General features: G+C 44.5%; 7 protein-coding genes. All 7 read right to left on the bottom strand.

Annotated elements, in window-relative coordinates; all coding sequences use genetic code 11:
* Positions 1-67 precede the first annotated feature (67 nt).
* Positions 68-3,751, bottom strand: coding sequence for a hypothetical protein (locus tag QZT80_RS09530; RefSeq protein ID WP_295121069.1), 3,684 nt, complete (start codon positions 3,749-3,751; stop codon positions 68-70).
* Between the two features lie 50 nt (positions 3,752-3,801).
* On the bottom strand, positions 3,802-4,740 hold the full coding sequence (locus tag QZT80_RS09525) for a hypothetical protein (protein WP_295121067.1): 939 nt from the start codon (positions 4,738-4,740) through the stop codon (positions 3,802-3,804).
* A 16-nt stretch (positions 4,741-4,756) separates the two neighbouring features.
* Positions 4,757-5,449 (bottom strand): hypothetical protein, encoded by a 693-nt coding sequence (locus QZT80_RS09520; protein ID WP_295121064.1) that lies wholly within the window; start codon positions 5,447-5,449, stop codon positions 4,757-4,759.
* A gap of 88 nt (positions 5,450-5,537) precedes the next feature.
* Complete coding sequence (locus QZT80_RS09515; RefSeq protein WP_295121061.1) at positions 5,538-6,314, bottom strand: hypothetical protein; 777 nt, start codon at positions 6,312-6,314, stop codon at positions 5,538-5,540.
* Between the two features lie 22 nt (positions 6,315-6,336).
* A complete protein-coding gene (locus QZT80_RS09510) occupies positions 6,337-7,761 on the bottom strand; it encodes a hypothetical protein (protein ID WP_295121059.1) in 1,425 nt (474 codons plus the stop codon).
* Positions 7,762-8,128: 367 nt separating this feature from the next.
* Entirely contained in the window at positions 8,129-8,827 is a 699-nt protein-coding gene (locus QZT80_RS09505) for a hypothetical protein (protein WP_295121056.1), read from the bottom strand.
* A 202-nt stretch (positions 8,828-9,029) separates the two neighbouring features.
* Positions 9,030-9,601, bottom strand: a 572-nt coding sequence (locus QZT80_RS09500) for a T9SS type A sorting domain-containing protein (RefSeq protein WP_295121053.1), incomplete at its 5' end; no start/stop codon positions are given.

Here is a 9,601-nt window from a genome sequence, read left to right as displayed (position 1 = left end):
GAACCGCCGATGTAATAATTTTATGTATGATTTTCATCAGAATCTTTTTTAAAATGGGTAACAATGATTAAGGAACACTTACCTGGTACTTGTAATCGAACATATTAAGTACCGCACCGTCCTGGTCCTTCACTACTTTCATTCTCCCGAGTGCGTCGTACTCATAGTAAACGATCTTACCATCGGGACTCACTTTACTGGTAATACCTACCAATGGAATTGCGGTATAGGTTTCTGCCATTGCTTTCTCCGGGCATACGATCACGTGGTCAATACTGCCGCTTCCTGACACAGTTACGGATGTTTGCCCTGTAACCAAATGCTCGAAGCGTGTCCAGCCACGATGTGTATCACCTTGCACCACCTGACCTTGTGTACCACTTACGGTATATGGTGATCCGTTTTTAGTCCAGTACGATACTTTGTATTTAGCACCCGCGGAAAGCCCCCCTTTAGTGATGCTACCCGATCCTAAGCTGTAACTCATGCTGCCAGTAAGTGCTGTAGCATCTGTATTGGCGGCTGCGGGCACAGTCCAACCACCCCATTCACCATCTTCGAAAGAAGTGTAGGCTACAACTGCAGCGGAAGCATTTGCGATTTTTGCTAACGGCGTATTTCTATCGACACCCCATACTATTGAGTTCATCAGTTGATCGCGGCCTTCGAACTCTGTTGCGCGACCAACAGCATCGTAGCTATGTATCCTGGCATCAATCTGACTGACATCAACAATATTCAGTACCGTATTACCAGTTACACTTTGCACCGTAGCAGGAGCAATCACTTTATCGTTCTGCCAGTTAGTATAGTTTACCCGCTGTTGGCTCAATGGCTGACTGACAGGGGCGATAATACTTTTCGTTTCTTCAATTGCCGCGCCCACAAGATTCCTGTCGAGCATCTTATTGTAAACGTTAGGCGTTCCGGAGCTGGCAAAATCAGAAGGATACTTTACATCGTATTTAATCGTATTTCCCTTGCTATCAGCGGTTTGCATCGATGTTACCTGCATATGGGAAGGGTTTGCATAGGAAAAGAGGGTTTCGGAAACAACAGGATTGGCACCGTTTTCATCCCAGGTGGTTTCAGTTGTCTTCTTTGTTTGGAGCCAGCTGCTTGTGAGGTGATAGAAAGCGAAGCCAAAATCTTTTGGTTTGTCGCTACTTTCCGAAGGCAACATAACGCCATCATATAAAGTACCACAAACGTAGTCGATGATAAACATACTCTTAGCCCTCAAGCCTCTGGTACGACTATAATTATTTGTAGCATTACCGTCATTAAAATTATACTCATTCTCAATGCTATACAGCTTAACTGCGCCAGATTTGAATCCCTCCTTTTTTATCAACAATCCCCTTTTATAATCAGGGCTATTAATAGGCATTGATTTATTCGCTATCTGAGTAGCAGACCACCAGCTAGGATCATATTGCATTTCATTAAGCGTGTCGGGGGTAAAAGAAAAATTCGATATACTATATCCATTCTCTACACCACTGGCAGACACCTGTGCTTCCCGGACCTGTGTATATCCAACAGGGCTGCCCTGTGTGAGCCCCATAATAGTTGTTCCGGCACTAATAACTTCGCGGTAGGTAACATCTATACGTGGGCATAACATAATACATTCGGGATTCTGGAAACAGGCACTTTTCTTATACTCATCGGCACCATACTCGTGAAAATAGCTCGGATATATTAGGATATTCCCGGTGCTATACGTATATCTTTTTTTAGTAAAAACACCTGCATTAGACTCATTTACAATTTCCTTAATTCTAAGTCCCCCAGCAAGTGGATCCACCAACTGACCTGGTGGCGTCTGCACATATGTTGTGTAGTTAAAGCTTACTTTTACACTCGGCATAACGGTCAATGGATCACAATCAATCGCGTTACACGGCATTTCGGTAACTATCCTGTAAGTCCCCTGCTGAAATGACAGATAGGGTGAAATATTGAAACTAACTGTACCATTGGGATTCTGCGTATATCCGCTGGAAGGAAAATTATAAAAGGCATCCCAGGAATATATGGTTTGATATGTTTGTCCTACAAGCATCTCTATTCGTGCCTTTGGCCAGAAACTCTGATTTGGAGAAGGTGGCTTTCCGTAATTTTCGAACTCCACCAAAGTATTCGTTGCCGTCTGTGCCATTGGTACCGTAAAATTATATACCTGTTCCGTGGTATTAGCTTGCGGATAATAGGTCGTCGCGGTAGCTAAAACTGTGGCAAGCTGGGCCGGCGGACTTCCTCCCCCTGGTATGCCTGTCGCGGCATAACGATTTGCTTCGTAGTAAAATTCAGTGTAACCGCCTGTAGGATATGTTATCGACTTTAATGCCCCATAGTTCATATACGCCTCGCTCGGTTCACGGTTAGCATTCAATTGCAATGAATTAAGCTGATCGAAGTGCGGCGGCAACAAATGAGCGTTTGCGGTCGCCCCGTTATAATACCCCCAATGGTCCTGGCCGGTGGAAAATCGTGCGGCTATACCGGAAGGAGTATAATACTCAAATTTATGTATAATACTATCGGCTCCAGAACTTCCACCCTCCGCCGTCTTTGCAAGAAAATAGCGCTGATTTACGTATTCATAACTAAGTACCGTTTCTTTTATCTTCTGTTGCTTTTTATTATACACAGCCACTGATGTCAGGTTTACCCCTCCAGATACGTCCTGCCTGGCTTGCGCCGCATTAAATACTACTTCTCCTCCGCTCCAGCGGATTTTCCGAAGCATGCTGAAGCCTGAGGCTGTTGATCTTGCACGCACAGGGTTTGTTAAAACCCCATTCATAAGCACCTGTTCGGCAAGAAAATCGTCGTATATATTATTAAACGCTGCACTTCCGGACATTACCCTTCTTAATGAGTATGTGTAGGGTAATTCATACATCTCCGACTTCTGTACGTAGTCAAAATACACAGTGTCTAAACCATTATTCAAAATTATCTTTGTAAGATAATAGCCAGTGATTTTTGATAATTCAATTGCAGATTGAGTATTGGGTGTAAATGTTTTAGACTCTTCTACACCATTTCCACCCTCTGGCCCTCCAAATGTGTAAACATTCCCCTGAGCGTCTGCCAACTCCCAGCTTTTATCTGTGGGGGATTGCCCGCCAAGCGTATTGATCGGTGTTTTTAGCAGCTTTAACGTACTGGCAGGCTTACAGCGCATTTTACCCCCTTCATCGAAATAAAAACTACCAGATTGCCCTCCAAAGTTATAATAGAAGATATCTGGCTCTGTATCCATTTCATTTCTCGCCACCTTCCTTATGAAAACATAGTCATCATTATTACCGAGCAAGTTATAGCTTGTTTTCAATGAAATATTGTGCTGATTGCGATAGAGAAATCCATTTGGCTGACTCTCATCCTCCATCCCCATAATAGCTCTCGTAATTGCTCCGCCGGCGCTTAATGTCCAGTTAACACCAGTCCAGGATGCCACATCATCAACCTTAACGCCACCTGTATGATATGACAACTGTATCGGCAACGAAAATGATCCGATCTTTATCTCATACAAAGGCACTGTTATACTTGCAGTACCCGTATACAGCGATACCGGCCACTCCCCATACTTTCCTAAGGACGCCGCTTCGGCAGAGGGTAAAGAAATATTCGGGGTGATCCCATTCGCCAGGCGGCCGGGCTGATACTGCGCCACCAGAGGTATAGCAAAACCAAGCGACAGTAAAACTGAAAAAAATCTTTTCTTTAAACACATTATCTTTAAAATTTCCAGGTGATAGAGTTCTTACAAATAGCCATTAATAATTATGGCTTTCGACCGGTATTTACCTTCGTTTTTAGCTCGGCCACCTCGTCCTGAAGTACCGCTACTTTTTTATGTTCTTCAATCAAATACAACGTCAACTCCTCCACCTTCTGCAACAACTTCTTATTCATCTCTCCCACATCAATTCCTTCCTTCGCCACTTCGTCCGCAGAAGGAATATCTGGTAAATGGTTATGAGTTTTGATGAACGCCTCGACTTCCGGAATAGAACGCAATTGATAGTCAGGCGCGAATACATAATCCGCCCAGGTGGTCTGGTCGACTTTGATCTTACGCGCACCGATGGAACCTTCTACAGCGAGCCGGTGTCCGTTGGTTTTCAGTGTACCAATACCGAGGCTGCCTGCCAGAAAATTAAGCCCGGGGCCGGTGTAAAACACAGTATGCTCATTAGTGGCACCGAAACCATTTACTTGTGGATCAACATCCATCCTGTAGTTCACCGGTCCCATGGTGCTATTATTGGGAAGTATTAACGGCAAAGCATTCTGAACTCCGTCATACACTAGCACATCCACTGCGCCACTGGCTTTATAGAAATAGGTAGTACTACCTCTCATCCAGATGCAAATCCTGGTCGATCCGTTATCAATAGAAATATCCTGCCAGTCGGCTATTAGCGGAGTAGTTGCGTAGTACCGGATATTTGCATCAATAAAGGCCGACTGGTTCCCCCATCCGCTCGCATGGAAACGAAAAGTTGAAATAATTGAACCACGCCACCAGTCATCCAGATGCACATTGGAGCGGCCAATCGCCAAATCTGTAGGAATATTCTCAGGTCGTCCTGCATCCAGAAATGTCACAGGGTAGAATTTATCAAGATCGCCCTGCACCACCAAAGATCCGGATGCCTGTGCGTAAAGGGAAATCCGAAATATTACGGTTAACGTAATATAAATTAAGAGGATTTTCATTCCGTTCATATAGGGTCTATTTATTTACAACAACCTGAACTTGTTTCATTTCGGCTTGCAATTCCGTTATTGCCTTCTGCTGCTGGATAATGTAAAGAGTCAATTCCTCCACCTTCTGCAACAACTTTTTATTCATCTCCCCCACATCAATACCTTCCTTCGCTACCTCTGCCTCCGAAGGAATACCCGGTAGATGATTATGCTCTTTAATAAAAGCTTCTACTTCGGGGATGGATGGCAGATGATAGTCTTTGGCGAACACGTAATCAGGCCATAGCGCCTGGATTTTTACCTTTAGCGATTCGGCGATAACACTACCAGCTACGGCCAGTTTGTACCCTTTAGTGTCAGTTGTTCCAATACCAACGTTTGCACTCGCATTGCCCAATGATAAAAAGGAGAAACCCGCATTTGGATCGATCACGAATAGGCTGTAATTAGTAAAATCCCCACTTTTAGACGTTTGCAGGCGCATCTTACTCTTAAGCGGCGTAGAAGCAATTTTTTCAATATAAGAACCGCTCCCATCTTCCCCTGCTACAACAAAATCAGAACTATCCCCTCCCCATCTAAGCACTCCGCTAACACGAAATTCATCTGGCGGCGCAACATTATTAAGACCAGCATAAATGCATGGAGGAAGCGTACTCTGGGCAATCACAATCGCTGATTTAAGAATAATTAATGCTAACAGTATGAAATATCTCATTCTTTAATTTTTAAATTATTTATTACGTTTTTAGTGTATTTATAATTCCTACTCCGACCTTATCAATTAGTTTTTTTTAAAAAAACTGCTACTTTCCACTACTCTTTTGATTGCCAAGGAGTATTTTGTTTTCCTTTTCCAGTGCCTCTACACGTTTGTTCATCTCTATCAGATGAAGTGTTAACTGCTCTATCTTTTCCAGTAGTTTTGCATTCATCTCCCCAAGGTCAATTCCTTCCTTCGCCACTGTTTCAGCCGCAGGAATACCCGGAAGATGTTGATGTACCGCGATATATTGTTCTATGGATTGAAGAGAAGGAAGATCATATTCCTTTGAGCATACGTAATCGGGCCAGGGCGTAACCGCCGTCACTTTAACTTTTCGCGCGCCAATTGTACCCTCCACCGCCAGCTTATGGCTGCCCGGCGAACTGGTTCCGATTCCAACGTTTTCCGTAATAAACAAACTGTGGTTTATCCTTACATTATCATCTCCATCGCCGATACTCATTGCCTGACCGGTTGGTTCTGCATTTACACCATAACCAGTATAGAACTTTATTCCGCCGTAAACAGAATGACCAACTACTTTTATACCTGTATGGTAATTAATCACGAGCTTCGGGTATGGATAAGTCCATTGGCCAGCTTCCTGGTAAATACCATAATGGTTATGCTGAGCATAGCTATTGTCATTACTCCCCCTGAAAAGATATACAGTAGATCGTGTTACACCATTTACGTCCAGGCTCGCCGTAGGTGTTACCGTTCCTATACCAACATTACCATTGTCAGGGAAAGTATTGGTCTGGGCAGAAACCGCAGTTACAAAAAGGGAGCAAAGAATGAAGAAGAAAAATTTCATAGATTCTCATTGTTTAAAATACTTAGAAGTTATACCCCAACCTGAACTTAATCGGATCCATCCGCGGCACCTGCCTATTCGCCAAAAAATCATACAGCAACACCATCGTCCCTTTCATCTTCGGCGTGATCTTATACTTTTTGCTGATGCCGATCAAACCACTGCCCGTCCAGGCAGTGCCGTTACGTAACGTAGACAAACTGGAGAAGGGAATATTGTAATTCTGCTCGAAGCCGCCGTTCAGGAAAAAAGTGCCTTTGATCTTCCAGTCGACGAACGACCGGAAACCAACGCCCTGGTGACTAAAAGCAATATGGTCCCAACCGGTGCCCATGCCCAGCTTGTAGGCAAGGCCCAATCCGGCACTCCCATTCTTATGGAACTTATAAGCCACCTGGCCGGCTATGTCGCTGGTGGTAGGAAAGTATTGACTGGAACGCTGGAACTGGACATTACCACCAAACTCTAACCGTTGAAGGAAGCTTTTTGTCTTCATTTCATTAGGTTTGAAGTCGGGCATTTCAGCAGCGTTATCGGCATCGGGAAAGTTCTTTTTCAGCTCATCGAACTGAGAACGTGCGGCATCCATTTGCTGGCTCACCGCAGCGTTGGCATTAGGGCCGCCGCCCATACGCTGCTGAATAAGCTGCTCTACCTGGGTGCGGGTTTGCAGACCTTCGAGGCTACGGGCTACATCCTCACTGCTGGTAGCACCGCCCGGACTAAAATTAAACAGGCTGGCCAGCTGAGAATTTCTTTCCATGAAGCTGTTAAAGGCTTTTGTTTTCTGTAACAGTTCCATCGCCTTTGCCTCCGTCTTTTTGCGGTCTTTGAATATCTCTTTGTATTCCTTTACCTGCTGCGCATAGTAATACGCCTCTTTATTAAGCTTTTGGAGATCTTTAGAAAAAGCGGTGTACTGCGACAACTGGCTTTTCAGCTGCTGGCGGCGTTCGCGGATATAAGCCTTTACCTGTTCAGCGTATTGCAGCTTCGCCTGCAGGTCTTTTACACGTTGTAAAGACCCGTTCAGCTGGTCTTTCACACCTTTAGATTTACCGAGAAACTCTTTGGAGTCTTTGAGGAAGGAAAGGGAATTAGACAGCGTATCCAGATAGCCGTTGTACTGGCCACTAAGTACCTTCTCGTACTTCGCCGTTTTCTTCCGCAGGTTCGCTTTCAGGTTACCCAGCGAATCGATAGAACGGGTAAAGATGTTGTTGGCCGCCAGGGAATCAGTTTTCGCCAGCTTTCGCTGCATCTTCTTCTCCTGTTGTTGAAAACGGCTGAGCGCTTTATCCGTACGCTTCATCAGCTTCTCTTCGAACCGTTTGGATTTATCATCCACTTCTTTCAGAAACTTTTCGGGAATTCCTGTTAACTCCTGGGCATACGTAGCGAGGGAAAGTAACAGGCATAGGAATACCACAATGATTCTGGAAATCATAGTCATAAAGTTTTTAGGCATACAGGTTACTGTATACGTTTTCAGGTTAACACACTAACTATCTGATCCGGGTTTATTATGGCAGTAGCACGCTATACGTTGCAACCGCCATGGTAAAGCGATTCGTTTCATCGGTAAAGGGTTTGTATTAAGTGTCTATATGGATAATTACTGTCGGGCCAACAATTACGGGTAACAATTATTCCGACAGTGCAATTTTACTAATTATTTTGGGAAATTGGAAGCTTGGTTGAAAAAAAGATTGTTATTCCTGATTCTGTCTTCGGAAAAAACCGGACGCGTTGCAGGTGGGTTTTTGTTGGTTCTCACGAAAACATAGCAATCGCCGAAAACAGAAGTTTGCTCATTACCTCACCACCCGCAACTCCCCCGCCTGCGCATCACTCAAAAACTCATAACTCTTCTTAAAATCAGATTTAATATTGCTAGCAAGATATTTTATCCACTCAGGACTCTTGCCCTCACTTCGCAACAACGCCAAATGAGCGAGCGCATGCCCCCACTCCTGCTGACTGAGATAGCCCTGCTTATTATATCCCCAGCTATCGGGCTGCTGATAGAAATTAAAAGCCGCATTAGCATTAAAGATACCTAACCCATAAATAACCGGCACCATGTCTGTAAGCATTTCATCGTTCTCCCGTATTCTTTTTTCACCCAGCAGTTTGATGTGCGCTATCTCATGAGCCATAGTGGCAATCAGGGTTTCGGCATTCTTTAACTGCGAATCTTCAATAGAGATAAAAAACTTTCCGTTAACCGCTATGTATTGCCCGGCAGAATAGCCATCTCCAGCCATCTGCGAGAATATTTTACTTCCGTTTGAAAATGTCATCAAAGATTGATCGTAAAACCGGAGTTCTATCAACGACGGATCAACGTCCATCTGTTTTGCAACGATGGGTAACACCTCATACGCATCTTGTTCTGTTTGACTAAATTTTATAGGAAAATCTGCAGGTACAGGACAGAGCACCTTACGGGCAACAATGTATTCCTGGCCAAACTCCTTTACAAACCATTTAAAGGATTGTGCTATGAACACATGGCTTTCTTCCGGTACCGGGCATACCGGTTTCTTAGGTTTACGAAAAAAACTAAACATACTTCATCCGCTTTTCAAGGTAATTACTGGGAACTAAAAGTTAACATTCACCGGCTAACATCCCACAATTTTATCACTTTTCCCCATACAAACAAAAAAAGCCGCCCGGTTTCCCGGACGGCTCACCACATCAAAATTTACATTACCTCACTACCACCATCTTTTTCACAGCAAAGCCCTGCCCCTTACTCACGCGCACAAAGTACACGCCCGCAGGCAGGCCGTCCAGCGGTAATGTAATCCTGTTATTTTCGAGCCGTACGGTTTCATTGCTTACGCACTGGCCGTTCGCATTATAAACCGCCATTTCCCCTTCACCATTCCAATTGCCCGTAAATCGAATATTCGCTAAATCCCTGGCTGGCTGCGGAAAGATGTGCATCTGCGGAGAGAGATCGGGAAGCTTTTGCGCTGCAGCTAAAGATGTAATCAGCGGCTGATCTGTAATTACGATATCATCAAAATAGGTTTTAAAACTGCCTGTATCGGCACCATGATCGTAAGCAATAATGATGCGATCAATGGTTTTACCGTTCAGCGCGGAACCGATATTACTGCGTATCTGTTGCCAGGTATTGACGGTACCGTGGCCTGCCCCGGGATGCATCGACGCGCCTGTCTGGTCGATGGCGGTGGTGTTACGTAATGCGGTACCGTCTGTCATCAGCAGGTCGATGGCTACGTAGCGCGACAGGTTATTTGTCGGGTACATCC

The sequence above is a fragment of the uncultured Chitinophaga sp. genome, from assembly GCF_902168175.1.
Classification (GTDB): Bacteria; Bacteroidota; Bacteroidia; order Chitinophagales; family Chitinophagaceae; genus Chitinophaga.
This window is presented reverse-complemented; position numbering and strand designations above follow the sequence as displayed.